At 69.5% G+C, this 26,231-nt stretch carries 17 protein-coding genes; 5 read left to right on the forward strand and 12 right to left on the reverse strand.

What is annotated here, in order from left to right:
- Window positions 1-192: 192 nt before the first annotated feature.
- Window positions 193-4,380 carry an FtsK/SpoIIIE domain-containing protein gene (locus NVV32_RS11380; protein ID WP_422390236.1) on the forward strand — a complete coding sequence of 1,396 codons (4,188 nt, stop codon included), beginning with the start codon at window positions 193-195 and terminating at the stop codon, window positions 4,378-4,380.
- Here the strand turns inward: NVV32_RS11380 and NVV32_RS11385 are convergent.
- A complete protein-coding gene (locus NVV32_RS11385) occupies window positions 4,343-4,765 on the reverse strand; it encodes a hypothetical protein (protein ID WP_055768749.1) in 423 nt (140 codons plus the stop codon). The genes NVV32_RS11380 and NVV32_RS11385 overlap by 38 nt on opposite strands.
- Before the next feature lie 241 nt (window positions 4,766-5,006).
- Here NVV32_RS11385 and NVV32_RS11390 point away from each other — a divergent pair, with 241 nt between their 5' ends.
- Window positions 5,007-5,255, forward strand: coding sequence for a WhiB family transcriptional regulator (locus NVV32_RS11390; RefSeq protein WP_055769355.1), 249 nt, complete (start codon window positions 5,007-5,009; stop codon window positions 5,253-5,255).
- A 91-nt stretch (window positions 5,256-5,346) separates the two neighbouring features.
- Here the strand turns inward: NVV32_RS11390 and NVV32_RS11395 are convergent, their stop codons facing one another.
- The 4 genes from NVV32_RS11395 to NVV32_RS11410 form a co-directional block, all read right to left on the reverse strand.
- Window positions 5,347-6,825 (reverse strand): sensor histidine kinase, encoded by a 1,479-nt coding sequence (locus tag NVV32_RS11395; RefSeq protein WP_055768745.1) that lies wholly within the window; start codon window positions 6,823-6,825, stop codon window positions 5,347-5,349.
- A 135-nt stretch (window positions 6,826-6,960) separates the two neighbouring features.
- Window positions 6,961-11,790, reverse strand: coding sequence for an NAD-glutamate dehydrogenase (locus NVV32_RS11400; protein ID WP_422390237.1), 4,830 nt, complete (start codon window positions 11,788-11,790; stop codon window positions 6,961-6,963).
- 47 nt (window positions 11,791-11,837) lie between these two features.
- Complete coding sequence (locus tag NVV32_RS11405; protein ID WP_422390238.1) at window positions 11,838-13,169, reverse strand: AAA family ATPase; 1,332 nt, start codon at window positions 13,167-13,169, stop codon at window positions 11,838-11,840.
- On the reverse strand, window positions 13,166-13,822 hold the full coding sequence (locus tag NVV32_RS11410; RefSeq protein ID WP_422390239.1) for a hypothetical protein: 657 nt from the start codon (window positions 13,820-13,822) through the stop codon (window positions 13,166-13,168). The genes NVV32_RS11405 and NVV32_RS11410 overlap by 4 nt, the downstream gene beginning before the upstream one ends.
- 184 nt (window positions 13,823-14,006) lie before the next feature.
- Between NVV32_RS11410 and NVV32_RS11415 the strand changes: the two genes are divergently transcribed.
- Window positions 14,007-14,234: a helix-turn-helix domain-containing protein gene (locus NVV32_RS11415; protein ID WP_422390240.1), complete on the forward strand. Its 228-nt coding sequence runs from the start codon at window positions 14,007-14,009 to the stop codon at window positions 14,232-14,234.
- Window positions 14,235-14,284: 50 nt separating this feature from the next.
- On the opposite strand, the gene NVV32_RS11420 is transcribed toward NVV32_RS11415, so the two are convergent.
- On the reverse strand, window positions 14,285-14,845 hold the full coding sequence (locus tag NVV32_RS11420) for a hypothetical protein (protein WP_422390241.1): 561 nt from the start codon (window positions 14,843-14,845) through the stop codon (window positions 14,285-14,287).
- A 113-nt stretch (window positions 14,846-14,958) separates the two neighbouring features.
- Between NVV32_RS11420 and NVV32_RS11425 the strand changes: the two genes are divergently transcribed.
- On the forward strand, window positions 14,959-15,762 hold the full coding sequence (locus NVV32_RS11425; protein ID WP_422390242.1) for a LysM peptidoglycan-binding domain-containing protein: 804 nt from the start codon (window positions 14,959-14,961) through the stop codon (window positions 15,760-15,762).
- A 147-nt stretch (window positions 15,763-15,909) separates the two neighbouring features.
- Window positions 15,910-16,506, forward strand: a complete 597-nt coding sequence (locus tag NVV32_RS11430; RefSeq protein WP_422390243.1) for an Rv3235 family protein — start codon at window positions 15,910-15,912, stop codon at window positions 16,504-16,506.
- Here the strand turns inward: NVV32_RS11430 and secA are convergent, their stop codons facing one another.
- From secA to mtrB, 6 genes are all read right to left on the reverse strand, one after another.
- The gene (gene secA, locus NVV32_RS11435; RefSeq protein WP_422390244.1) at window positions 16,507-19,227 is read right to left on the reverse strand and encodes a preprotein translocase subunit SecA; all 2,721 of its coding nucleotides are present in this window, start codon (window positions 19,225-19,227) and stop codon (window positions 16,507-16,509) included.
- A 123-nt stretch (window positions 19,228-19,350) separates the two neighbouring features.
- Window positions 19,351-20,565, reverse strand: coding sequence for a winged helix-turn-helix domain-containing protein (locus NVV32_RS11440; protein WP_055768717.1), 1,215 nt, complete (start codon window positions 20,563-20,565; stop codon window positions 19,351-19,353).
- A gap of 97 nt (window positions 20,566-20,662) precedes the next feature.
- Window positions 20,663-21,397 (reverse strand): ribosome hibernation-promoting factor, HPF/YfiA family, encoded by a 735-nt coding sequence (hpf, locus tag NVV32_RS11445; protein WP_055769350.1) that lies wholly within the window; start codon window positions 21,395-21,397, stop codon window positions 20,663-20,665.
- Between the two features lie 107 nt (window positions 21,398-21,504).
- On the reverse strand, window positions 21,505-22,635 hold the full coding sequence (locus NVV32_RS11450) for a phosphoribosyltransferase family protein (RefSeq protein ID WP_422390245.1): 1,131 nt from the start codon (window positions 22,633-22,635) through the stop codon (window positions 21,505-21,507).
- Window positions 22,636-22,696: 61 nt separating this feature from the next.
- Window positions 22,697-24,442, reverse strand: a complete 1,746-nt coding sequence (locus tag NVV32_RS11455; RefSeq protein WP_055768711.1) for an LpqB family beta-propeller domain-containing protein — start codon at window positions 24,440-24,442, stop codon at window positions 22,697-22,699.
- On the reverse strand, window positions 24,432-26,219 hold the full coding sequence (gene mtrB / locus NVV32_RS11460; RefSeq protein ID WP_235498681.1) for an MtrAB system histidine kinase MtrB: 1,788 nt from the start codon (window positions 26,217-26,219) through the stop codon (window positions 24,432-24,434). The genes NVV32_RS11455 and mtrB overlap by 11 nt, the downstream gene beginning before the upstream one ends.
- Between the last annotated feature and the right edge of the window lie 12 nt (window positions 26,220-26,231).

Here is a 26,231-nt window from a genome sequence, read left to right on the forward strand (position 1 = left end):
GAGGCCTTCAGAGTAGACACGTTCACCGAGTGTACCGGCGGGTGCCGGGACGACCCTGTGAGCCCGGCACCCGTGCCCCGACGGAGGTGTCGCCCGGCGGGGTCGCACGCACGTTGTCCACATCATTGCTCTTCGCCACCCGCTCTCGGGCCGTGCGGCCTAGCCTCGGACCAGACGACGACGGGAGGCACGGTGGATCTGCACGTCACGCTGGTTGCCGCACCGCCGCACGGCTTCGCGACGGAGGAGATCGTCGTCGACACAGCTCGCCTTCCCACCGGGTCGGCCCTTGCCGAGCGGCTGCTCGAAGCGGGCTACCCCGGGCCCTTCAGTGTCGACGGGAGGCCTCTGGGCTCCCTGAACCTGGCACCGCCGGAGGAGGTCCCACCCGGTTCCGTGATCGTCGCCGGTCGGCCACCCGAGAGGAGCAGTGCGGCCCTCCCGCCTCTGGCATTCGTGGTGCACTCGGGCCCCGACGCGGGTCAGGTCTTCCCCCTGGTCCGTGGCAGCTACACGATCGGGCGTGCCCGGACAGCGATCACCGTGGCGGATCCGGGACTGTCCAGGAATCATGCCCTGCTCACGATCGGAGAGCACTCCATCGTCATCGAGGACCTGGGGTCGGCCAACGGCACGTGGGTGGACGGGATCGCCGTGACGAAGGCGGGGATCGATGTCTCGTCGGAACTCCGCTTCGGGTCGAGCCGCTGCAGCATCGACCTCGTGGATGGACAGGGCTGGGCGCCAACGACGGACCCGTGCATCCTGGATCCCCTACCTGTCGGTCACCGGGTACCGAAGCGGCCGTCGAAGGTCCTCGTGCTCACCGCGCTGCTTCCGCTGGTGCTGGGCGTGGTGCTGGCCCTGACCACCGGCATGTGGTTCTTCCTCGCCTTCAGTGCACTGTCCGCCGTCACGGGGCTCGTGCCGCTTGCTGCCTACCGCCGGAGCGCCGCCCATTTCGCTTCCGCACTCCAGGACGCAGCTGATCGCGACCGGCGGCGCCGTGTCGTGGCAGTCTCCGATCCCGGGCGATCGGCCCTGGACGCCCTGCGGCCGGCGGGCAGCGAGATGTCGACATCGCCGCCACGGCAGCGGACATCCGCCGTCGTCCTCCTACGCCTCGGGACAGCGCATCAGCCTGCCCATGTGTCCTCGGACGGGTCCGACACACCGTTCGTCCCGCCCATGCTCCACGACGTCCCCTTCCTCCTGCCGTGCGGGCGAGAGAACGGAGGGACAACGAGGTTCACCGTCACCGGTGCCGCAGAGGCGGTCCGCGGCCTGCGGCGAGCGCTGCTGCTCCAGACGGCTCATCCACGGGCGGCTCGCACGGTGGTGGTGATCTGGGCTGCTCCGCAGGACCTGGCCCGGCACGCCCGGTTCCTCCCGCACGTCGTCCTGACCCGCGACCCGGCCGTCCTCGCCCACCTCACCCGCGCGCCGGGTGTGCTCGTCGTGCTCCACGACGCCGAGGACGTGCCGGTCACTCCCGGCGCAGCGACAGTCGTGATCCTCCGCTTCCTCGCGGACCCTCGCAGTTCCCGCCCCGGTGCTGCCACGGAGGTCGCCGCCGGCGATCGGTGCGTCCTGCTGAGCGCCGACGACGGCGTCGTCCATCTCGACGGTGAGCAGGTGAAGATCGTCCCGGACGGGGTGTCGGAGCACAGCTTCGAACGGGCGGCACGGGCCCTGGCGCGCTCGGAAGCCGCTGACCGGCGGGCCGGAGGCGGTGACCAGGAGGAACCCGGGACCCTGCTCGGTGCGCCACCGACGTCGGCGTCGCTCTGGTCGGAGGTACCGGGTCCGCTGTCCGTCCGCGACACCGTGGCCGGACAGTGGCAGGTGTCCGATCCGGACCATCCGACGGCGCTCATCGGTCGATCGTCCTCCGGTCCGCTTCTGCTCGACCTCGTCAGGGACGGACCGCATCTGCTGGTGGCCGGGACCACCGGCTCGGGGAAATCGGAGCTCCTGCGCACGCTGGTGATCGGACTTGCCCTGCACCAGCCACCGGAGCACCTGAATCTGCTCCTGATCGACTACAAGGGCGGTTCGGGACTCGGGGCGCTCGCCGCTCTCCCGCACTGCGTCGGGAGCATGACGGACCTGTCCTCCGAATCCACGGCCCGCGCACTCGCGTCCTTGCGCGCAGAACTGCGCCGGCGGGAAGCACTGTGCGCCGACCAGGGCGTGCCCGATACGGACGCGCTCCGGCGAACGTCTCCCGCGACGTGTCCGCCGCGACTGGTCGTCGTGATCGACGAGTTCCGCATGCTCAGCGACGACGTCCCGACGGCGGTCGCGGATCTCATGAAGATCGCCGCGCTGGGACGATCGCTCGGGGTACACCTGGTCCTCGCCACGCAGCGCGCTCAGGGTGCCATCACGCCCGACCTGCGCGCGAACATCACGTCATCGATCCTCCTGCGCGTCCAGACCGCGACGGAATCACAGGATCTTCTCGGCTCCGGTGCTGCCGCGGAGATCCCCGTCGATCTTCCCGGCCGTGCATTCCTCCGACGCGGTGCGGAAGAGCCCCTCTCCTTCCAGGTGGCATCATCGTCCACCCCGCCGAGGAGGGCCGAGTCACCCGACTGGCAGTACCTGACTCGATTCCTCGACGAACGGGACATGGGGCAGCCCGACCGGCACCGGATTCATGGTGCGCCCGCGGAGCCACCGCCTGCGTCCGCGTCGGTCCTCGCGGATGCCGTCGAAGCCGTCGTCGACGCGGCGGGTGGTCCTGGCCGGCGTCGACCGCCCGGACCCGTGCTACCGCCTCTCCCGGCCTTCCTGACGCCGGCTCACTGCCGTGCACATCCCCCGGCCGCCGATCGGCACGGGATGGCGGACGCCTCGGAGCGTGGCCAGGACCAGCGCGAAGATCACGGCAGAGACCACGGCGCCCACCCCGATGCGGCCATGCGCTCGGGAGTCGCCCGCAGCGGGCAGGTCGCGCTCGGCCTCATCGACCTGCCGGAACGCCAGGAACAGCGCGCCCTCCTGTGGAGACCGGAGGACCACTCGCACCTTGCGCTGATCGGACTGCCCGCGAGCGGCCTGGAGGACGCAGTCGCCGCCGTCGTCGCCGGACTCCCCCAGGCCGACCACGAGGTCCACCTGTACCTGCTGGACGGTGACGGTTCCCTCGCGAGCCCGGCGGACAGCCGCCACACCGGGGCATACGTCGGGGCAGCGGAACCCGCCAGAGCGGCCCGCGTCCTGGAACGGCTTGCCGCGCTCACCACGGACGGGACCCGTCCCGGGTCCCCGGTCGTGCTGGCCGTCACCGGTTGGGGCCGCTGGAGCACGCTGTTCCGCCAGGGACGTCGGGCGCGCGCGGAGGATGATCTCCACGCCCTCGTGCGCGACGGCGCGGCCTGCGGCGTCTCCGTCCTGATCACCGGTGACCGCGAACTCACGACGGCGCGCTTCTTCGCGCTGGTGCCGAACCGCGTCTATCTCCCGCTGGGCGCGCACCAGGAAACGACGATGACGTGGCCGAGGATCCCGCCGATCGACGCCCTCAGGGGACGTGGGCTCGTGCAGGGCCGGATCGCCGGGGCAACGGGAGACGCCGTGTGCCAACTGGTGCTGGCAGCCGAGATGCCGCAGGAGCAGCCGCCGGCTCCCACCCGGGCACCGTTCCCGGTCCACGCCCTCCCGAAGGCGGTGACCCTCGAGGAGCTCCACGAAGCGACGCTCGCCACCGGGGCTTCCGACCAGACCGGGACCGCGCTGGCTCTCGGCCTGCAGGGCGACGACCTCCGGCCGTACCGGCTCCAGCTGCGCGGCGGGGAGGCCGTCCTCGTCCTCGGACATGCCGCCTCTGGACGGTCCAACACGCTCCGGGTCCTCGAGGCATCATCGAGGCTCCTGCAGGCACCGCTCCAGGTGCTCAGGCCGCGACCGGGAGCTACAGCGGGTGGCGCGGCCGCGTACTGGCGCGGCGTGGCAGGCACCAGCGGCTCGAGCTGCGAGGGCTCCCTCCTCCTCGTCGACGACGCCGACCAGCTACAGGCCGACGTGCAGCAGGCACTCTCGTCGCTCGTCACCCGGGGAGCCGCCGCGGTGCTGACCGCCGCTCCGAGCCCGGCCCTGATGGCCCGGGTCCCCCTGTCACTGCCGGCCCGCGCCTCGGGGCAGGGCATCGTCCTGTCGCCGCGGAATCCTTCGGACGGCGACTTCCTCGGGGTCCGGATCGACTCGAGTGGGCCGTCGGTCCTCGGTCGAGGTTTCGCCTGCGGCCTCTCCGGCGTGCAGGAGCTGCAGATCGCTCACGCCCCTGGACCATCGGAGTCCGGCGCACGAAGCGACGTCACCGGTCGGGGGCCGGCACCTACAGCGTTCGTTCGGGGGTCGTCGTTCGGACGGTGAAATCCAGGACACGGCGGGAGAACAGCAGCACGATCACGACGGCGGCGGGCACCATGAGCAGGAATCCCACGAGCGGACTCCCGGAGGAGAAGTAGGGGAAGGAGAGAATCACCAGGAAGAGCTGCACGACCAGTGCCGGCGACCGCGGCCACCGGAAACCTCCCGTGAGCCTGACGGCGAGGATGGAGAGGCCACCCGCCACCATCAGCAGCAGGACGGCCATGAAGGCCGATCCACCGACGGAGAGAGGGGCTGCCGTGAAGATGGTCAGGATCGAGACCACGGCCAGGACCCCGAGTGCGACACCCTCGAGCAGGAGGATCCCTGCGATGACGAGGACGCTGCCCGGCCTCGCGGGCTGCTGGACGGCGGGATCGGTGGACATCCTCGCACCCTACCCGACCGGTGCGGGCGCGCCACATGTCGGCGACGTCGCCCCTGCTGTGACATACCCCTCACCCGCGCCACCAATTAGAACTGTAAAACCCTTGTTTACCGATTGGTAACGTGACAGCCTTAAAAGCAGAGCAAATCAGGGGGCCGATGTCGGCCCCTTTACTATGAGCCCCCTCGTGAATCTTTTCACAAGACCCATGTGTGCGTGGCTGAAGGAGAATGTGATCAACATGGATTGGCGTAGTCGCGCAGCCTGTCTGGACAAGGACCCGGAGCTGTTCTTCCCGGTCGGCAACACCGGACCGGCGCTTCTTCAGATCGAAGAGGCGAAGAGCGTCTGCCGCCGCTGCCAGGTGCAGGACACCTGCCTGCAGTGGGCCATCGAATCCGGGCAGGATGCCGGAGTGTGGGGCGGATTGAGCGAGGACGAGCGCCGGGCGTTGAAGCGCCGGGCAGCCCGGGCACGGCGCGCGTCCTGACGGACGCGATGCACCCGGGCCTTCGGGTTTCGGATGAGTGAGGAAGGGCCGCCCGATGGGCGGCCCTTCCTCGTTCCGGCGATGACCCGGTTCACATACCCTGGTTCAGCCGGAGCCCGAGTTCGAGGGTGACCGATGTCCCCCCACCCGGTCGCGTGCTCCACTCGATCGTGCCGCCGAGTTCACTCGTGACGAGGGTCCGGACGATCTGCAGGCCCAGCCCTTCGGCGTGACCACCCGCAGGCAGCCCGACCCCGTCGTCCGCGATCGTCACCCTGAGCGTGTCCTCGCCGTCGGCCTCGGTCTGCCGGTCCGCCATCAGCCACACCGTCCCGGTTCGTCCGGACAAGCCGTGCTCCACCGCGTTGGTGACGAGTTCGTTGATCACGAGGGCCAGCGGGGTCGCCAGGTCGCTCGGCAGTTCCCCGAAGTCCCCGCTCCTCTCCGTGCGGACCGCCTGCGACGGCGAGGCGACCTCGGCGGACAGGCGGAACTGGCGCGAGATGAGTTCGTCGAAGTCCACGCTCTGCGCCAGCCCCTGGGACAGGGTCTCGTGCACGAGCGCGATGGTCGACACCCGCCGCATCGCCTGCTCGAGACCGAGCTTCCCCTCCTCGCTCACCATCCTGCGCGACTGCATCCGCAGCAGCGCCGCCACGGTCTGGAGGTTGTTCTTCACCCGGTGATGGATCTCACGGATGGTCGCGTCCTTGGAGACGAGCTCCATCTCCCTGCGCCTCAGCTCGGAGACGTCCCTGCAGAGCACAAGAGCACCGAACCGCTCCTTCTCGTCCCGCAGGGGGATGGCGCGCAGCGAGAGACTGACTCCTCGGGAGCCGATCTCGGTGCGCCAGGGCATGCGCCCGGTGACGACCAGCGGCAGTGTCTCGTCCACCATCCGCCGGTCCTTGAGCAGCGCCGTGGTGATCTCTGCCAATGGACGGCCCTCCAGCGTCTCGACGTCGCCGAGCCGACGGAAGGCGGAGACACCGTTCGGGCTGGCGTACTGCACGATGCCGTCGACGTCGAGCCGGATGAGGCCGTCGCCGACTCGGGGGGCGCCCCGTCGCGATCCTGTGGGGGTGGCGAAATCGGGCCAGAGTCCGAGCGTCCCCATGCGGAGCAGATCGTACGCGCACTGGCGGTACGTCAGCTCGAGCCGCGACGGCATGCGCGAACTCGAGAGATCCATGTGCGTCGTCACGACGGCGAGGGTCCGGCCGTTGCGCACCATCGGCACGGCCTCCACGCGCATCGCCATCTCGGTGGTCCAGTTCGTCTCCCCGGACCGCTCGATCTTCTGCGATTCCCACGCGACGTCGACGAGCGGCTGGAGATCCGCGCGGATCCGCTCGCCGACGAAGTCGCTGTGGAAGACCGTGTGCGACGTCGAGGGCCGGGCGTGGGCGAGGGCGACATAGCCGCCGCCGTCCAGCGGGAACCAGAGCGCGAGGTCGGCGAACGCGAGGTCCGCGACCATCTGCCAGTCCCCGACGAGCAGGTGCAGCCACTCGGCGTCGCCGGGCTCGAATCCAGCGTATTCGCGGATCGGGTCAGTGAAGATGGCCATGAAGTCCTTCGTCGTTCGGCGTGGCGGTCCGGGTCCGGCTGCGCCGCCCGACCGCTCCGACCGTTGCTCCCACGGTCGGGTCTTCAGTCTGTCACCCCCGGTCGGCTGCTGCCGACCGGGGGTGGGGCCCTCCCGCTACCGGACGATGGACCGCAGCAGTCGAAGCGCGACGGACAGGGACGAGATGTCGTCCTGCTCCAGCCGGTTGACCTCCGCGAACATGTTGCTCGCCCGCTGCAGCTGGTCGGCGTTCTGCTCCTGCCAGGCCTGCAGCCGGTCGGCCGCGTCGCGCCGGCGCATGTCCTGCGAGGCGCGCATGACGGCGACGGCGATGTCCGCGACGGTCGAGTAGAGATCGTCACGGAGGGCCGCCCGGGCGAGCGCCTGCCACCGGTCGCTCCGCGGTAGTTTCGTGATCCGCTCGAGCAGGTTGTCGACCTCGAACCTGTCGTACACGGCGTAGTACACCTGCGCGATGTTCTCCACCGGTTCGTCCACGCGTCGCGTGCTGTAGGCGATATCGAGAAGCGCGAACGACTCGAACTGCTCGGCCCAGTGCCGCCCGAGCTCCTCCGGCAGGTTCCACGCCGTCGCCGTCTCGACCCCGACGCGTGCCCGCTCGAGGTCGCCTCCGCGCAGGTAGCCGGACAGGCGTGCCATGAACGGCGCGATGAGCGGCTTGAAGGCGTCGATGTCGGCCTGGACGGGCGTCCCCTGCTCCACGTGGTTCACGAACCAGCGGACGGCGCGGTCGAGCAGCCGGCGCAGGTCCAGGTGCACCGTGGTCCAGTGCTCCGTGGGGAAGTCCGCCGGCAGCGCGGCGAGGGCGTCGACCGTCTCGTCGAAGGAGTAGATCTCACGCAGCGCCACGAAGGCCCGGGCGATCACCGGTTCCGGCACCGACGTCTCCTCCATCACCCGGAATGCGAAGGTGATGCCGCCCAGGTTGATGATGTCGTTGGCGATGACGGTCGAGATGATCTGGCGACGCAGCGGGTGGGTGTCCAGCAGGTCGTCGAAGCGCTCGACGAGCTGGCGGGGGAAGTAGCGCCTCAGCGTCTCACTGAAATAGGGATCATCGGCGAGGGTGCTGGCCGACAGGACCTTCGTCAGCTCGATCTTCGCGTAGGCCGCGAGCACGCTGAGTTCCGGAGAGGTGAGTCCCTGACCGGCATCGATGCGTCGCCGCAGCACCGCGGTCGTCGGGAGCGCCTCCAGATCACGGTCGAGATCGGCCTTCTGCTCGAGCCAGTCCATCATGCGCTCGTAGCTCGGGCTCCATTCGACGACCCGCTGCCGGTCGTTGAGCAGCAGCACATTCTGGTCGATGTTGTCCTGCAGCACCAGGCGCGCGACCTCGTCGGTCATGGAGTGCAGGAACCCGGCCCGCTCCTCGGGTTGCAGGCGACCCGCGCGCACCATCCGGTCGACGAAGATCTTGATGTTGACCTCATGGTCGGAGCAGTCGACGCCCGCACTGTTGTCGATCGCGTCGGTGTTCAGGATGACTCCCGACAGCGCTGCCTCGATCCGGCCGCGCTGGGTCATGCCCAGGTTGCCGCCCTCGCCGACCACCCGGGCACGCAGTTCGTCGCCGTTGACCCGGATGGCATCATTGGCGCGGTCCCCGACCTCGGCGTGGGTCTCGTCCGAGGCCTTGACGTAGGTCCCGATACCCCCGTTGTACAGGAGGTCGGCCGGAGCCCTGAGGATCGCCTTCAGCAGCTCGGGCGGGCTGATCCGCGTGACACCGTCATCCAGTCCGAGTGCGTGGCGGACCTGCGGCGACACGGGAACGGACTTCGCCTGCCGAGGGAACACACCGCCGCCCTCACTGATGAGGCTGCTGTCGTAGTCCTCCCAGCTCGACCGGGGAAGCTCGAACAACCTCCGCCGCTCCGCGAAGGAGGCAGCGGCGTCGGGGTCGGGATCGAGGAAGATGTGGCGGTGGTCGAAGGCCGCGAGGAGGCGGATGTGCTCCGAGAGCAGCATGCCGTTGCCGAAGACGTCTCCGCTCATGTCACCGACACCGACCACGGTGAAGTCGTCGGTCTGGGTATCGACGTCGAGCTCGCTGAAGTGCCGCTTGACCGACTCCCAGGCACCACGGGCGGTGATGCCCATGGCCTTGTGGTCGTACCCCACCGACCCCCCGGACGCGAACGCGTCACCGAGCCAGAAGTCGTACTCGGCCGACAACTCGTTGGCGATGTCCGAGAAGGAGGCCGTCCCCTTGTCCGCCGCGACCACCAGATAGGTGTCGTCGTCGTCGTGCCGTACGACGCGGGACGGCGGCACCATCGTCTCGGTGGTCCCGTTCGTGATCACGTTGTCCGTGATGTCGAGCAATCCCCGGATGAAGGTGCGGTAGCTCGCCTGTCCCTCTGCCAGCCAGGCCTGCCGATCCACGGACGGATCGGGGAGCTGCTTGGCGAAGAACCCGCCCTTGGCACCGGTCGGCACGATCACCGCATTCTTGACGGTCTGCGCCTTGACCAGGCCGAGCACCTCCGTGCGGAAGTCCTCGCGGCGGTCCGACCAGCGCAGCCCCCCGCGCGCTACCTTGCCGAACCGGAGGTGCACACCCTCCACCTGCGGGGAGTAGACCCAGATCTCGAATTTGGGCCGCGGGAACGGTGCACCGTCGATCCGCGCCGTGTCGAACTTGAGACTGACGTACCGCTTGTCCTGGAAGTAGTTGGTCCGCAGCGTCGCCTCGATGAGATTGGCGAAGGTCCGCAGGACGCGGTCGGCATCGAGCGTCGGAACCCCTTCGAGACCTTCATCCAGTGCGGCTCGGGCCGCTGTCGAGGCGGCGTCCCGGTCACCCTCCAGGTCGGGATCGAAGCGGGCGGTGAACAGTGCGACGAGCGCGCGGGTCACCACCGGATTCCGCAGCAGCGTGTCCGCGACGAAGCCGTAGGAGTTCGTGTTGCCCATCTGGCGCATGTACTTGGCATAGGACCGCAGGATCACCACCTGGCGCCAGCCGAGCTCCTCGCTCAGCACGAGGCGGTCGAAGGCGTCCGACTCACTGCTGCCGGACACCGCGGCGGAGAACGCGTCCTGGAGCAGGGACGCCGTACCGAGGGCGGAGATACCGGCCGGGTACCTCAGCCCGAGGTCGTACAGGAAGAACGACCGCCCATCGGCCCGCGTGATCTCGAACGGCCGCTCGTCCAGCACCTCCAGGCCGAGGTTGTGGAAGTAGGGGAGGATCTGCGTCAGGCTCTTCGCCTCGGTGAGGTAGAGCTTCAGCCGCGCATCCTCCGGCCCGTCATGCTCCGGGACATACACGTGCAGCTGCGGCACCCCCGCGCCCGAGTCTGCGAGCCTCTCGAAGCGGGCGATGTCCTCGAGAGCGTCCTCCACCTCGTAGTCCACCCGGTAGCTGGGCGGGAACGACTCGGCCCAGTAGGTCGCCAGGCTCTGCGCGGAGTCCTGGTCGAACCGCTCCTGCGCGACCTCCACGATCCCTTCCGACCAGGACCGTGCTGCCCGGACGAGCCTCTCCTCGAGCTGCGCGGCGTCGATCTCGGGGATCTCCGCTCCCCGCTGCAACCGGATGCGGAAGAAGAGCCGAGCCAGCGCGGATTCACTCATCCGCGCTTCGAAGTCGATTGAGTCGGCGTCCAGAGCGGCTCGCAGCTCGCCCTCGATCCGCAGCCGGACACTGGTGGTGTAGCGATCGCGCGGGAGGTAGACGAGCGCGGACATGAAGCGCCCGTAGACGTCCGGCCGGAGGAACAGGCGCGTGCGGCGTCGCTCCTGGAGGCGCAGGATCCCGAGCGCGGTGGTGACGAGGTCCGTCACGCCGATCTGGAAGAGCTCGTCACGCGGGTACGTTTCGAGGATGGACAGGAGGTCCTTGCCGGAGTGTGAGTCCGACGGGAACCCGCAGCGGCGCAGCACCTCCGAGACCTTGTCCCGGACCAGCGGGACATTGCGCACAGAGCCCGTGTAGGCGCTGGTCGCGAACAGCCCGATGAAGCGGCGCTCGCCGCTGACATTGCCCTGGGCATCGAAGCTCTTGATCCCGATGTAGTCCAGGTAGGCCGCGCGGTGCACGGTGGAGCGCGAGTTCGCCTTCGTGATGACGAGGGCGCGTCGCTCCCGGGCCTTCGCACGCCCTGCTGCCGTGAGCTGTTGGAGATGTCCGCCGGCACTGCCGAGCCGCAGCAGACCCAGTCCGCTGCCCTCGCGCACGCGCAGGGCGTCGTCGCCGTCGTCATCCGTGACGAGGTCGTACTCCTTGTACCCGAGGAAGGTGAAATTCCCGCTGTCGAGCCATTGCAGGAGTTCCTGCGCCTGCCGCAGGTCCGGGATGTCCGCTGCGCCCGTGATGGAATCCAGGGAAGCCTCGATCGAGCGCACGGCGCTCCGCATGGCGGGCCAGTCCTCGACGGCGGACCGGACGTCCCCGAGGACCCGGTGCAGGCCGTCGATGATGGACTCCTTCGCTGCGGCGTCGGCCAGCCGGGTGACCTCCACCGACATCCAGGACTCGATGTGCGTCGTCCGACCCTCGAGGCCGACGAGCTCGCCGATGTTGGGCAGCGCGGCAGTGTCCCCGCTGGACGCACCGGCGGTCGAGGGCACACGTCGCAGCCCCGTGAGCGCGTGCGACCGGTCCTCCCGCACGGCGAGGAAGGTGGGGTGCACCACGAGGTGGATCGCCGCGTTCTGCCGGACGAGTTCGGCGGTGACCGAATCGACGAGGAAGGGCATGTCGTCGGTGACGATCAGGACGACGCTGGAGGTGCCCTGGTCCATGATGCCGATCGCCGCGGCCCCGGGCTCGCGCGTCTGGGCGAGGTCACGGTGCGCGAGAGCCCGCTGGCGGAGGTCGCTCGGCGCATAACCGGCGGCGTCCTCGTCCGCGAGGTGCTCGAAGTAATGCTCTACGAATTCCTCCCCTGACGTGTCCGAGCTTGACTGATCCGTTGTCCTGGATCCAGACGACATGGAAAGGGCCTCCGTCACGAAATGAAAGGCCGCTCCATTGCGACCTCTTACCGTTGAACCCTATCGGGGTTCACCTCAAACTTCACGTCGCGTCCGCGGGACACACGCCCACCGCGGCGCCGCCCTTCGGCGGCCGGGACACCGGCGAGTCCTGCGATGGCGAGGCGGAGCGGCGATGCCGGTGACGTCTCGAGCAGTGCCGTGCCGGCGAGCAGTGCCTGGTCCGCAGCGGAGGCATCCGCCGGCAGGAAGGCCTCGATGGCAGAGGCCGGACCGAAGCGCTCCCAGGCCTCCCTCAGCTGCGTCTCCGGCCCACGGCCCACGGCAGCGGCACGGACCCGGTTGAAGACGATGTGCGGTATGGCCGCCGGGATCATGTCGGCGAGTTCGGCGAGCGCCTTGACCAGGCGGGGCACGCCGATGGCGTCCGCCGACCCCACCGCTATCACCGTGTCCGCGACCTCGAGGCAGCGCAGCGTTGCACCGTTGCGGCGGGGTGCGAGGGTATCGAAGCTCAGCTCCTCGTCCGCCTCGAGGCAGAATCCACAGTCGACCACCGTGACCGCCGCCAGCGCGCGGGCGGCGGAGAACACCTGGCTGAGCGCGGCGGGACGCAGCTCGGGCCAGCGATCAGGTCTCGTGATGCCGGTCAGGACCCGCAGCCGACCGCCCTTGATGGCGACACTGACCGAGATCCGCCCGAGAGCGGTTCCGTTGAAGCCACCCTGATCTGCGATCCGGCAGGCCTGCGCGAGGCCGGCGGACTCGTCGAGGAGCCCGAGGGACGCACCGATGCTCGCGCCGTAGGAATCGGCATCGACCAGCAGGACGGGGACGCCGGTCGCTGCAAGCTCGGCCGCCATGTTGATCGCCACGGTCGTGCGACCGGGCGCGCCGGTGGGACCCCAGACCGCGATGATGCGCCCCTCCCCCGGCGGCTCGGCGAGCTCGACCTCCGGAGTGACGGGATCTGCGGAGAAATTCATCGGGTCCGCATACGCATGGGACGTTCGCCGGACCGACGAGGTGGCGTCGAACCGCTCGACAGCCCTGGTCACCGCGTCGGCGAGTGCCGAGGGCGCGATCGACGACTGCACGTAGTCGACCCCGTCCACCACTGCCGCGGCCGGGTCCGGCAATCCGTCGTACAGCGAGACCACCACCACTCCGGAGAAGGCCAGGCGGTCGACGAGGCTCACTGTCAGGTCGGCGGCACCGGGGGCGATGACGACCGCACGCGCGAGGCCCGTCTGGCAGGCCGCGATCAGTTCCGGCAGGTCCTCGCACCGTCGGACGACCGTGACCGGGCCGCGCAGCTGTTCGAGGCCCGGTACGTAGGCGCTTGCCGTCGCGCCCAGCGTGATGATCGGGATGCTCACGAACCGGCGCCAGGATCCAGCACGACGGCTATGCGGGCGTCGTTGGACAGGGCGTTGAGCAACTCGGGCATGGCATCGTCCTCGACGAGGACCTGCACGAGGGTCGAGGAGCTCGAGCCGAGGGCCGACTCGCCGACCGTCAGTTCGGCGATCTCGGCCGCTTCGAGCAGGAGTCGCGGTTCGTCGTACGTATTCGTGTCGGTCCGGAGGGAGATCCAGACGTCCACCCGGTCGCCGGCGTCCGCTCCGGTGGGCAGAGGATCCTCGACCGTGAGGCCGACGGGCTTCCGGTCGAGCTCGTCCGCGGTCCCGAGGGCAGCGGACGGCACCAGTTCGCCGCGTGCGACGAGCCGTGTCGCGACCATGCCCTCCGGGATCCCCTCCGAGACCGGTAGATAGGATCCCGCCGCGTCGCCGAGGCGCACGGGGATCGCGACGAGATACTCCGCCGTCAGGGTCGCTCCGACGGGAAGATCCATGCGCGCGGAGTAGACCTGCGTCGTCATGTCCTGGCTCTGGAGCAGGGCGATCACCCCCGTCGTGGACGCGAGCACGAGCAGCAGCCCGACGAGGAGCCGGGGATCCTTCCAGGAGGGCTTTCTCAGCCGCGGTGCCTCGGCCGGCGATGGCGTGGTGCGCGCGTCGATGCTCACTCGGGTCTCCCCCCACAGGGCGTACTCCGCGTCGGACCACGCTTGGACAGCCAGTCTCGTGCACGGACGATCCGAAGGGAACCGAAGAGCGCCAAATCGGGTCAAACTGTGGAAAGTCGGCCTGACCGCGCTGGTGCGATGGCAGACTGTTCAAGGACGACACCCGACCAGGAAAGGCGGACCCGTGGCCGAACGACGTTTCCTCACGCTCGCGGACGTCGGCGAGGTGCTGAACATCAGTTCCTCCCAGACCTACGCCCTCGTCCGTTCGGGCGAGCTCCCCGCGATCCAGGTCGGCGGCCGCGGCCAGTGGCGGGTGGAGACGCGCGTTCTCGAGGAGTACATCGCACAGGCCTACGAGAGGACCGCCTCGGCGCTCAGGGCCGAGAGCGAAGTGCCGCAGGTCCGCTGAGCTTCACGGGTCGCCCGGGGAGGGCGACCACCCAGGTTCCCCTGCAGCGCTCATGCCCCCGAGTGTGCGGCGTCGACCGTGTCGATCGAGGTGAACGGGATGGTCAGGCCTTCCCTGCCCTGCGACGACCTGCGATCCTGGCCCGCACTCGAGAGTCCGAGTTCGAGGAAGTCCGCGCCCACGCGCTCGATCACGCCGATGACCTGCGCGGCCGGACTCCCCAGCCAGAGCGCGACGACGGACCGGTCGCGGGACAGCTCGCGGAGCACCGACCCGAAGCCGAGTCTCGCCTCGACCCCGGTGAGCGGCTGACCGGCCACCCGGTCGAGCTCGCGTAGGACCTGCACTGCGGTGAACGGGACGACCACCGACCTGCCCTCGACGACCAGGGAGACCCACGCGGAGCCGACGTTGGTCACGAGTCCGGAGACCGTCCTGCCGCCCCGCGTCGAGACGGACAGGTGCCGACCGATCTGGGCGATGAGCCTCTGCGACATCGTCACCCGGGACTGTTCCGTCCGCGTCCTGTCCCTGATCTCGCCCTCCCGGTGCGCGACCGATGCGGAGTGCAGCTGTGCTTCCAGATCGGTGAACAGGGCATCCCATCGCATGCGTTCACGCTAGGCCCGAACTCGGGCATCGTCAACGAGCAACAAACCGGTTCGAAAGAATCAAACGTAGACAAACTGCATCAAATAAGCTCAAACTGAAAGCGGAGGTCATCATGAGCGGAACGGACGCACTTTCAGCAGGGTTGATCCTCGTGTGCGGCGGCGTAGCGGCGCTTGCGGGACGGGCTCTCGCAGCGATGTCCACCACTCCCGGTCGGACGTCCGTCGACGGGTTCATCGGCGTGGCGATATCGGTCGTGGGCGTCGTCGCCGTCGTCTGGTGGGTTCTCACGCTCCTCGTCGCCATCGCCACCGACCTGGTCCTGCGCCGCGGTCCGTCGACGGCAGCCCGGCTGGCGCAGCGGTGCACGCCTGCACTCATGCGGCGTCTCGCCGCCGCCCTCGTCGGCATCAACCTGGTGACCGTGCCTGCCGTCGCCCATTCCGCCCAGACGAACCCGTCCTCGATGGTACGGACGTCCACGGCCGTCCCTCTCCAGGACGCGCAGGCGGGACCACCACCTTCGGGGGGCGTCGGGTCCTTCCTCCCGGCGGATCCGGCACCGAAGATCGCCATATCCCCCTCCTGGTCATCCGTACCCGTCGCCGCCGCAGCATCGGCGACAGGGCCGGACGATCGGAGTCCCGTCTCGCCCGGATGGAAACCGGCCCCGATGCCGACAGCGGGAGGCCCGCTCGTCCGGACACCGACGCGCTCCGATCCTGAACGCGTGGCCGTGGTGGTGGCGCCCGGGGACTCTCTCTGGTCCATCGTCGAGCATCACCTCGGCCCCCTCTGTACCGCTGCCGATGTCGCCGAGGCGTGGCCCGCGTGGTACGACACGAATCGAACCATCATCGGGGACGACCCGTCCTTCCTCCTGCCCGGTCAGGTCCTCCGCGCGCCACAGATCTGAGCACGCGCACCATCCCGGAAGAGCACCACCACCCCGCCGTCCTTCAGCGCGCCCGGCTCCGGGCGGACGCGATCCTCCACAGGGTCGCAGCGACGCCGATCGGACGACATCACCCGATCACCATGCCCAGCCCACGAGAGGAACACCATGCCCGCCGTCACGCAGCTCCATCGAACCGCTGACCACCACCTCGCCGAGGTCAGCGGTGCTCCGCGCCCCCTAGTGGCGAGGCCCCCTGGGCCTCCGGCCTCCGGCGGCGCGACCGTCCTGCCGTTCACCCCGACGGACGGCGCCGGGGCCGACCGTGCTGCCGACCCGGCGCGTCCCGCGCCGGCCGGCCGGGCCCTTCCGGTTCCCGCGATCACGGACGCGGACGCGGACCGGGAGATCGTGCAGCGCATCTCGGGGATTGCCCGGTCCGTGGCGCAGGGCGCTCTCGAGGTCCTCATCGGCGTCCGGCCGCTGCAGCAGATGTCACGCTGGCTCGACCCGGAGAACTACGAACGCCTACACCTGAGAGCGAATCTCGTCCGCTGTATCGGTGCCGCGTCGGGGAGCAGCGGCTCCCCCACCGGGACCGGTGTCCGCCAGGTCGTGGTCCGGTCGGCACGGGTCTGCCCGATCAGCCCAGGGGTCTACGAAGCCTCGGTCGTCGCCTTCGACCGGACACGCGTCCGCGCCGTCGCTCTTCGCATAGAGCAACGGCGCGGGGTGTGGCGGGTGACCGCCCTGGAGATCGGCTGACTACTTCTTCCGGGCCTTCTTGCCTGTGGCCTTGCCGGTGGCGGGAGCGGCCTGGGGCTTGTTCCGCTCGACATGCATCTCCGCTTCGCCCTGCGCGTTCGGCGCCGTGAAGTTCAGGGTTGCGGGCTTCGCGGGAGCTTCGAGCCCCGCCGCCTTGATGGTCGGGGCCTGGACGATGCCCCTGGCGTCGGTCACCCCGGGCAGCCCGGTCTGGGCCGGCGCGGCGACCTCGACCTCGAGGTTGAACAGGTAGCCGATGCTCTCCTCGCGGATCGACTCCATCATCGCCTGGAAGAGGATGAACCCCTCACGCTGGTACTCGACCAGCGGGTCCCTCTGGGCCATGGCACGCAGGCCGATTCCCTCCTTGAGGTAGTCCATCTCATAGAGGTGCTCCTGCCACTTCCTGCCGATGACCGACAGGACCACGCGCCGCTCGAGCTCGCGCATGGTCTGCTCACCGAGCGCTTCCTCCCGTGCCTGGTAGGCCAGCTTGGCGTCCGAGAGGATCTCGTCGTGCAGGAAATCGCGCGTGAGCTTCGACGCGCCGCCCGCCTCGTCGATGACCTCGTCGGCGGTCAGCGTGATCGGGTACAGCGTCTTGAGGTTCGTCCACAGCAGCTCGTAGTCCCAGTCGTCCCCGTGACCCTGCGCCGTGGTCTCGTCGACCATCGCCGTGATGACGTCCTCCAGGAAGAACTGCACCTTCTCCTTGAGATCGCCGCCCTCGAGGATCCGACGGCGGTCCCCGTAGATGGCTTCGCGCTGCCGGTTCAGGACGTCGTCGTACTTGAGGACGTTCTTGCGCTGCTCCGCGTTGCGGCCCTCGACCTGTCCCTGCGCGTTCTCGATCGCCTTCGAGACGAGCGTGGACTCGAGGGCGACGTCGTCGGGCATGGTGGCGCTGTTCATGATGCGCTCGGCACCGCCCGAGTTGAAGAGGCGCATGAGGTCGTCGGTGAGCGAGAGGTAGAAACGGGAGCGGCCGGGATCGCCCTGGCGTCCGGACCGGCCACGGAGCTGGTTGTCGATGCGCCGTGACTCGTGGCGTTCGGTGCCGAGCACATAGAGGCCGCCGAGCTCGCGGACCTCGTCCTGCTCCGACTTCACGGCCTCCTTGGCTGCTTCCAGGGCCTCGGGCCACTTGGCCTCGTACTCCTCCGCGTTGTCCGCGGGGTCGAGCCCGAGCTTCTCGAGGGCGGCGACGGCGTTGAACTCCGCGTTGCCACCGAGCATGATGTCGGTCCCTCGTCCGGCCATGTTCGTGGCGACGGTGACGGCACTCCTGCGCCCGGCCTGCGCGATGATCGCGGCTTCCCGCGCGTGGTTCTTCGCGTTCAGGACCTCGTGGCGCACACCGGCCTTTGCCAGCTGCTTCGAGAGGTACTCGCTCTTCTCCACGCTGGTGGTGCCGACGAGCACGGGCTGGCCGGTCTCGTGGCGTTCGACGATGTCCTTGACGACGGCGTCGAACTTGGCGACCTCGTTCTTGTAGATGAGGTCCGAGAGATCCTTGCGGGCCATCTCCCTGTTCGTCGGGATGGGTACCACGCCGAGCTTGTACGTGGACATGAATTCGGCGGCCTCGGTCTCGGCCGTGCCGGTCATGCCGGAGAGCTTCTCGTAGAGGCGGAAGTAGTTCTGCAGGGTCACGGTGGCGAGCGTCTGGTTCTCGGCCTTGATCTCCACACCCTCCTTCGCCTCGATCGCCTGGTGCATGCCCTCGTTGTAGCGGCGACCCGCCAGGATGCGTCCCGTGTGCTCGTCGACGATCATGACCTCGCCGTTGAGGACCACGTAGTCCTTGTCCCGCTTGAACAGTTCCTTGGCCTTGATCGCGTTGTTGAGGAATCCGATCAGCGGGGTGTTGGCCGACTCGTACAGGTTGTGGATGCCGAGGTAGTCCTCGACCTTCTCGATCCCGTCCTCGAGCACGCCGACCGTGCGCTTCTTCTCGTCCACCTCGTAGTCGGCCTCGACGGTGAGCTTCTGCACGACCTTCGCGAACTCGTTGTACCAGCGGTTGACGTCGCCGGAGGCCTGCCCGCTGATGATCAGCGGCGTCCGCGCCTCGTCGATGAGGATCGAGTCCACCTCGTCGACGACGGCGAAGTTGTGGCCACGCTGCACCAGCTCCGCCGCACTCCACGCCATGTTGTCGCGCAGGTAGTCGAACCCGAACTCGTTGTTGGTCCCGTAGGTGATGTCGGCCGCGTACTGCTCACGGCGCGTCGCGGGATCCTGCTTGGAGAGGATGCAGCCGCTGGTCAGGCCGAGGAAGCGGTAGACGCGACCCATGAGGTCCGACTGGTACTCGGCGAGGTAGTCGTTGACGGTGACGACGTGGACGCCCTTGCCGCTCAGGGCGTTGAGGTAGGCGGGTGCCGTGGCCACGAGGGTCTTGCCCTCGCCGGTCTTCATCTCCGCGATGTTGCCGAGGTGCAGGGCGGCGCCGCCCATCAGCTGGACGTCGAAGTGGCGCAGTCCGAGCGTCCGGCTCGATGCCTCGCGAACTGCGGCGAAGGCTTCGGGCAGAAGGTCGTCGAGGGAGGCGCCGTCCGCATGGCGCTGCTTCAGCCGGTCGGTCTCGCCGCGCAGCTCCGCGTCGGACATCTCACGGAATTCGTCTTCCAGCACGTTGATCGCGTCAGCGTAGTTCCGGAGTCGCTTCAGTGTCTTCTTATCGCCGGTGCGGAGTACTCGTTCAAGAAGTGATGGCACTGGTATCTGCTCCCAATCTGATGCTGCCCAAAGATGGCGTCTCTAGTCTACGGGAGGGACGTTCCGCCCCTCCGTTCCGGGGCCCGTGCGGCGCGCTACGGCGACCGGGCCTGCGTCTTCCGCTCAGGGTATCCTGCCGACCTGACCGGCGAGCGCGAGGGCGAGGTCGCCACGGTCCTCGACGACGACGTCGTCCAGCCCGAGCCAGCCCGCGAGCAGGTGAAGCTCCGCAGCGAGTTCGTGCGCGGTGTCCGCGGGCGCCTCTTTCTCCGCATAGCTGCCGCGCACGAGCAGCGTGCGGCCGGGCCGATCCGCCTTGAGGTCCACCCGCGCGGCGATGCCGTCCCGGAGGAGGAACGGGAGGACGTAGTAGCCGTGCACCCTGCGTTCCTCCGGGGTGTAGATCTCGATGCGGTAGTGGCAGCCGAACAGCCGCAGCAGCCTGTCGCGCTCGAAGACGAGGGAGTCGAAGGGACTGAGGAGGGCCCGGCCCTGCGCCTTGCGCGGAATGGTTTCGGCGGTGGGGTGCAGGTACCAGGGGTCAGCCTCCCCACGCACGGCGATGCTCCGGACCGACCCGGCCCCGACGAGCGACTCCAGGACCGCGCGGGTCTGCCGGACCGGCGTCCTGAAGTAGTCGGCGACCGAGCGGGCCGACGCCACGCCGAGCGCACCGAGGGCCCGGTCCGCCAGGACGGCGAGCGCTTCCGTGGCGTCCACCTCCTGGCCGGCGAGCCGCGGATCCGGCAGCACGGCCGTCAGGGGCGCGTAGAGACGTTCGAACTGTGCGTTGCGTCCGGCGGAGCCGATCCTCCCCCGGGCGAACAGATCCTCCAGCACGCGTTTCGCGGCGGTCCACCGCCAGCCCCAGCCTTCGGCCGGACGGGACGGGTCCCCGCCCACCTCCCGCTGGACGGCGGATGCCGTCAGGGGGACTCCCCGGGCGAGCAGCCCGAGGATGGTCGACTCGAGAAGGGCTCGCTGCTCCGCAGGGACGCTGGACGCACCCATCCAGGTGCGCCGCTGATGCGCCACGAGATGCGGGTACAGCTCGGGTGGCACGAGGCTCGCCTCGTGGGCCCAGTACTCGACCAGGGAGCGCGGCGCGACGGAGGACATGGCGTCCAGGTGGGCGCGGTCGTAGGACCCGACCCGGGAGAAGAGGGGGAGGTAGTGGGATCGCACGAGGACGTTGACGGAGTCGATCTGCAGGACCTGCAGGCGGAGGGCTGCGGCACGCAGAGCCCGGAGCGACGTCGGTGCTTCGAGCCTGGGGCGGTGCAGGCCCTGTGCGGCCAGGGCGATGCGTCGTGCCTGCGCGATGGTGAGTGTCTGCATCGTCCGGTGAGGTCTCCCGCACGGAACTGCCCCCGCGCCGGGCGCGGAGGCAGTTCCTCGTCGTCGTGGTGGGGCGGCGTGCCGACCCCTGGATGGGCTAGGCGGTGGCGGCTTCACGCGCCCGGTAGGCCAGCAGTTCCTCGTGGGGTTCCTCGGTACCTTCCGCGCACTTGGAGTCGAGGGTGATCACGCCGTAGGTCCAGCCCTGCCGCCGGTAGACGACGGAGGGAGCACCGGTGGCGGAATCCACGAAGAGATAGAAGTCGTGACCCACGAGTTCCATGTTGTCGACGGCGTCGTCGAGGGTCATGGGCGTCCCGGAGAACACCTTGCGGCGGATCAGCACCGGCGAGTCCCCGGCGGGCACGTCGTCCGGCGACGAATAGGTATCGACGTCCTCGGTCTCCGCGACCGGTTCGTGGGAGGTCGGCTCGATGACCGGCGTCTCGAGGTAGATGGGCTGCACCGGGTCGGCGGGCTCGAGGTCGGCCGTCGCGACGCGCACCGCGAGCGGGGTGTGCCGACCGTGGTGGACCTTCCGCCGGTCGCGCGCCCGGCGGAGGCGCTCGAGGAGCTTGGCGTAGGCGAGATCGAAGGCGGCGAACTTGTCGCCCGCCGAGGCCTCGGCCCGGACGACAGGGCCCCTGCAGAGCACCGTCAGCTCGACCGTGAGCGAGGTGTCCGCCATGCGTGCGCTGGGTTCCTTGGTGATCTTGGCGTCGACGCGCTGTACCTTGTCGCCGAGCTGCTCTATCTTGTCGATCTTCTCCGTCGCGTACTCACGGAAACGGTCCGATACCGCCAGGTTACGACCATTGATCACAAATTCCATGGTGCCCTCCACATCGCTAGGTGACACGACGGCGGCCGTGGCGTTGAGCAGAGCCGCCGCCGACGGGTACGTGTCGTCACTGTGTGGTACCCGTACTTCACGGTAGTTCACAGCTGTCCTTTATTCACCCCTCCACGCTGCAAAACTTCCGGTAGCTTGCTGGGTGTCCCCGGGACCGGCCCCGGCGCCACCGTGGTGCTGCTGCCCGGTGTCCGACCAGGCCCGCCGGACGGGCGGACAGGGGCGGTACCGGCGGGGCTCGTGCCGCCGGGAGCAGGACTGGCGGGAGCGGTACCGGCGGGCGAGGAGGTCGCGGCGACCACGACCGCCCCCTGGACACGGGCTCCTCCGGCGTGCAGCACCCGGTGCATCTCGTTGATGGTCGCGCCCGTCGTCAGGACGTCGTCGACGATGATGCAGGAGCTGCCCGGTACACGGTGACGTGCCCGTCCGGCGAGGAGCATCGTCCCCAGGACGTTCGACCTTCGTCGCCGCCGCCCCAGACCCTTTTGCCCGCCCTGCGGTCCGGCACGCAGCGCTGCCACGGTGGACCGCACGAGCGCGCCGGCCCGACGCCCGCGCCGGCCCATCCACCAGCGCGAGAGAAGGGACCGTTGCCGGACCGCCGGGACGACAGCGGTCCCCGCCGGGAGGCTCCCCGTCCGCTCGAGCCTCGTGAGCAGGATCATCAGCGGTTCGTACCCGCGACGGCGCGACGACGAGGATCGGCTCGGCACCGGTACCAGCAGGACGGGTGACGCGGCGCCCATCCCTGGCGCGCTGAGCCCTCGGACCGCCTCGTGCAGTGCACCGGCGAGCGCCGCGGCGACCGGAGGGGCCAGATCGACGTGCCCATGATTCTTGAAGGCGAGCAGCACCCCCGACACCGCGCGACCGTAGCGACCGGCGGCGACCACCGGCAGCGGCCCGACCTCGACGAGCGCTGGAACCGCCTCCGCCACCCGTCCGCCTCCCTGCCACGGGCCCCGGCCGGCGTCGCGGGCGGCGATCCCGACGGGGACGTCGGGCAGGGATTCCGCGTCGGCCTCGGCGCGGTACGGCCGGGACGTCGCGCGCCGGAAGACGGTGAGGCAGTCGGGACAGAGTGAGGTGTCCCACCGGCCGCAGAGAACGCAGGACGACGGCAGGACGAGGGCGACGAACGCCGTGACGGCAGCCGCGACGCGGACGGAGAAGCGGGCGAAGACGAGTCGGTCCAGGAAGTCACCGGGGTGCATGCCCAGAGCCCATCACGGGGCTGTCCCCGGGTCACCGGCGGATGGCCCTAAGTGGACATCCTCACCCCGGGAACGCGGGGTCGCTGACCGCCAGGTCCTCGTTCACCCAGCTCGTCACGATGCGCCGGTAGAGGGATCCGTCGGCCTGCGCATAGAAGGTGTCCTCGGCGTCCGACCCGGCACTGATGCCCTCCACGCCCTCGAGTGGGGCCATCGTCTCCACGGCGCCGTCGAGGTGCAGCACCACCGGGACGGCCTCCTCGTCGATACCGATCGACGAGGCGACGATCGTGCTCTGTCCCGCCCACCTGGCCGTGTCGACCTGGCCGGGGACAGGCATGCTCACCGGTGTGGTGAGCCCCAGCGGGGCTCCCTGCGCCGACCGGGTGATACCCGCGAGCAGGATCTCGCCCGCACCCTCACGCTCCGCGACGACCAGGGCACGGGAACCGTCACGCGAGATGCGCAGGTCCTTGACGATCCGGCCCCCGAGCCATCCCGCGGCGAGGACGACCGCGTTCTCCTCCGTGCCGCCCGGGGGAAGGGCGAGGACCTCGCTGCCCGCCCCGACGGAACGCGCGGTCCACAGCCAGTTCTCGGGGTCGAACGAGGGCTGGGTCAGTCCGGTGCCCGACAGGACCTCGCGGACCTGGCTGCCCGGAGCGGTCACGAAGAGGGCGGACCTGTCAGCGTTCACGAAGGAATAGGCGCTGCCGGACACGGACGTCGCCGGGTCGACCGGGTCGTACTCGGCGACCGAGGGTAGGCCGTCGATGGCGACGATACCTCCGTTCCGCACCCGCACGAGGTCGTTGTCGGCGATGGCCACCTGCTCGCCCCCGACATCGGGCGTACGTTCAGGGGTCACCAGGTCGGGAGCGCGATCCCCGAGCTGGATCGGCTGTCCACTGGTCATCTCGACGGACGTCACGTCGTTCAGTCCGACGAGGTTGGCCTCCAGTTGCTGGTTCATCTGCTGCAGCTTCAGATCGGTCGCGTCCTCGAGGATCTCCGGGGACAGTTCGACCGAGGCCCGCCCCGAGGTGATGGGGATCGAATCACGGGCGAGGGTGACGCCCTCCGGGAAGGCACTGGTGACTGCTCCCTGCAGATAGGGCGCAGGTCCGGCGAGCATGGCCTGGACGATCCGCGCCGTCACGCCCGTCCGCCGCACGAACCAGCGGGCGTCGGGCACCCAGTAGCGGTAGTTGCTGCTGTAGAAGGCGAGGCTGTGTGATGTCAGCAGATCCGTCGCGCTGCTCTGCGCGATCATGATGCCGTCCGGGATCTCGTCGATGCGCCACTCGCCGTCGACCTCGACCATGCGGACCCCGAGGGTCTCCGTGGACGGTCCGGCGCTGTTGGTCCGGACGCCCCGCGCGTCGACGGTCCCCGTGGTCTCGAGTTGGATCTGGTAGACGCCCTCGGTCTCGCGCTTCTCGACCCGGGGATCACCGCGGAACAGGACGATCCGTTCCTCGGGCTGCCAGGCCTCCGCCAGTTCCGCGGTCAGGAACTGGCGAGCCACGCTGTAGCCCTCACCCGCTCCGGTGCCGGCCCTGATGAAATCCTGCAGGATGCGCTCGGGTGTGGCTCCACTGGACGGCCCCTGCGGGTCGAAGACGGGCGCCACGACGTCGGGCTCGCCGTCCGACGCGGAGATCACGCCGACGGGGCCCGACGTCGGGATCGCCGAACACCCGGTGACCAGCAGGACGAGAGCCAGGAGGGCCGAGAGGGCTGGCCCGGCCCGGTGCGGCCTCCGCGCGTGTGCGGCGCCGCGGTCCCGCCGACGATCAGTGTCCACTGCCTCGCCCTTCGTCGTCGTTCCGTGGTCGCGGCGCCGGAGCGTCCGCGCGGGTGCCGGCTCCCTGCGCCGCGTGCTGCGAGGCGGGCACGGGAGCGGAGGAGGGCGGCAGCGCGAGGGGCGAGCACGCGAGGTCGGTGCCCTGGTGGCGTGGCAGGGTCAGGCGGAAGCAGGCTCCCGCGGCGGGCTCCCCCCAGGCCTCGAGCCAGGCGCTGTGCAGCCGCGCGTCCTCCATGGCGATCGAGAGCCCGAGTCCGCTGCCGCCCGTGGTGCGGGCGCGGGCGGGATCGGCGCGCCAGAACCGGTCGAAGGCGCGGGAGGCCTGCAGCGGAGTCATGCCGATGCCGTGGTCCCGCACCGCGACGGCGACGGCTTCCGGGTTGCAGGCGATGTGGACCTCGACGGGCCTGCCCTCGCCGTGCTCGAGCGCGTTGACGATCAGGTTGCGGAGGATGCGGTCGATCCTCCTCGCATCGGCGTCGACGATGCACATCGACTCCCCGGACACGATGACGAGGTCGGAGCCGAGCCGCTCTGCGAGGGGTCGCGCACCGTCCATGGCGTGCTGCGCCAACTGGACGATATCGACCGATTCGGCCTCGAGCACCGCCGCGCCGGCGTCGAAGCGGGAGATCTCCAGGAGGTCCGCGAGGAGCGCCTGGAACCGCTCCACCTGGTCGAAGAGGATCTCGGCGGAGCGCTTGTTGATCGGGTTGAATTCCTCACGCGCATCGTGGAGGACCTCGGCTGCCATCCTGACCGTCGTCAGCGGCGTCCTCAGCTCGTGCGAGACGTCCGAGACGAAGCGCTGCTGCATCTGCGACAACTGCGCGAGCTGCGTGATCTGGTCCTGCAGGCTGCCCGCCATGTGGTTGAAGGAGGCGCCGAGCCGCGCGACCTCGTCCTCACCGGACACCTCCATGCGCTCCTGGAGTTCGCCCGCGGCGAGCTTCTCCGAGACGGAGGCCGCGTAGCTGACCGGCCGCACGACGCTTCGGGTCACGTACCAGGCGATCGCACTGATCACGATCAAGAGCACGACGCCGGCGAGCCACAGCACACGGTGGATGTCGTCGAGCGTCGACTGCATGGTCGAGAGGTCGTAGTAGACGTAGAGCGCAACGGGGTTCTGCTCGGGAGGCAGCGTCACCTGGGTGCCGAAGGCGAGGCCCGGCGCGTTGGTCGCCCCGCTTCCCGTCACCGGGATCACCATCGGCGCCCAGTAGATCTCCTCGCCGTCCGCGACGGCAGCCTGCAGATCGGGTGGGAGCATGCGCGCCGTGGCCCCCGCCTGGCTGGTCGTCGTCGAGACGACGGAGCCGTTGTCGGTCGGCAGCGGCACCAGGATGGACTGGCGCGGCGCATCGGAATCGGTGCCCACCAGCTGGGTCACGGAGTCGAGGACCAGGCGGTTGATGGTGTCCGTGTCGGTCGCGGACGAGTTGCGGAACACCGCCTTCTCGTCGTCGAGCGCGTCCGAGGCCTCGGCGCTGAACTGGTCGAACCGCTGATCGTAGAGGGCGTTGGTGATCTGGTTGGACAGGAACCCGCCCACGGCCACGAAGGACACGGAGGTCAGCAGCATCGTCGCGACGACGGTACGGAACTGGAGGGAGCGCCGCCAGTGGCGGGACACTGAGCGGTACACGGTGCGGACGCCCCCCAGCACCCCCTGCGCGGGGCCGGACGCGCGCCTGTCGCTCGACGGAGAGGTCGCTGCCGGAGCGGTGGCCCCGACCTCGTCGACGAGCTCCTCGACGGCGGTGGACGTGCCCACGGGTCCAGGAGC

Origin of the sequence: Arthrobacter sp. N1 (assembly GCF_048288285.1) — a bacterium.
Taxonomy (GTDB): domain Bacteria; phylum Actinomycetota; class Actinomycetes; order Actinomycetales; family Micrococcaceae; genus Arthrobacter_D.

Bases quoted from the DNA above. Each gene is read 5' to 3' on its own strand.
- NVV32_RS11440 (WP_055768717.1), bottom strand. From the start codon at position 20,565: ATGCAGACACTCACCATCGCGCAGGCACGACGCATCGCCCTGGCCGCA.
- NVV32_RS11395 (WP_055768745.1), bottom strand. From the start codon at position 6,825: ATGGCCATCTTCACTGACCCGATCCGCGAATACGCTGGATTCGAGCCC.
- NVV32_RS11430 (WP_422390243.1), top strand. From the start codon at position 15,910: ATGCCCGCCGTCACGCAGCTCCATCGAACCGCTGACCACCACCTCGCC.
- NVV32_RS11385 (WP_055768749.1), bottom strand. From the start codon at position 4,765: ATGTCCACCGATCCCGCCGTCCAGCAGCCCGCGAGGCCGGGCAGCGTC.
- NVV32_RS11390 (WP_055769355.1), top strand. From the start codon at position 5,007: ATGGATTGGCGTAGTCGCGCAGCCTGTCTGGACAAGGACCCGGAGCTG.
- NVV32_RS11400 (WP_422390237.1), bottom strand. From the start codon at position 11,790: ATGTCGTCTGGATCCAGGACAACGGATCAGTCAAGCTCGGACACGTCA.
- hpf (WP_055769350.1), bottom strand. From the start codon at position 21,397: ATGGAATTTGTGATCAATGGTCGTAACCTGGCGGTATCGGACCGTTTC.
- NVV32_RS11425 (WP_422390242.1), top strand. From the start codon at position 14,959: ATGAGCGGAACGGACGCACTTTCAGCAGGGTTGATCCTCGTGTGCGGC.
- NVV32_RS11450 (WP_422390245.1), bottom strand. From the start codon at position 22,635: ATGCACCCCGGTGACTTCCTGGACCGACTCGTCTTCGCCCGCTTCTCC.
- NVV32_RS11420 (WP_422390241.1), bottom strand. From the start codon at position 14,845: ATGCGATGGGATGCCCTGTTCACCGATCTGGAAGCACAGCTGCACTCC.